Consider the following 645-nt stretch of genomic DNA (forward strand, 5'->3'; position numbering starts at 1 on the left):
GAGCGATGAAGGCCTTCGGGTCGTAAAGCTCTGTTGTTAGGGAAGAATAAGTGCTAGTTGAATAAGCTGGCACCTTGACGGTACCTAACCAGAAAGCCACGGCTAACTACGTGCCAGCAGCCGCGGTAATACGTAGGTGGCAAGCGTTGTCCGGAATTATTGGGCGTAAAGCGCGCGCAGGCGGTTTCTTAAGTCTGATGTGAAAGCCCCCGGCTCAACCGGGGAGGGTCATTGGAAACTGGGAAACTTGAGTGCAGAAGAGGAAAGTGGAATTCCAAGTGTAGCGGTGAAATGCGTAGAGATTTGGAGGAACACCAGTGGCGAAGGCGACTTTCTGGTCTGTAACTGACGCTGAGGCGCGAAAGCGTGGGGAGCAAACAGGATTAGATACCCTGGTAGTCCACGCTGTAAACGATGAGTGCTAAGTGTTAGAGGGTTTCCGCCCTTTAGTGCTGAAGTTAACGCATTAAGCACTCCGCCTGGGGAGTACGGTCGCAAGACTGAAACTCAAAGGAATTGACGGGGGCCCGCACAAGTGGTGGAGCATGTGGTTTAATTCGAAGCAACGCGAAGAACCTTACCAGGTCTTGACATCCTCTGACAACCCTAGAGATAGGGCTTTCCCTTCGGGGACAGAGTGACAGG

The 645-nt window shown here is 52.6% G+C and carries 1 rRNA gene; it reads left to right on the top strand.

The annotated features are described in order from the left end of the window. Window positions 1–645 (top strand): 16S ribosomal RNA (locus EP747_RS23945); the annotation flags it as partial.

The sequence above is a fragment of the Gottfriedia acidiceleris genome, assembly GCF_004138285.1.
Lineage (GTDB): Bacteria > Bacillota > Bacilli > Bacillales > Bacillaceae_G > Gottfriedia > Gottfriedia acidiceleris_A.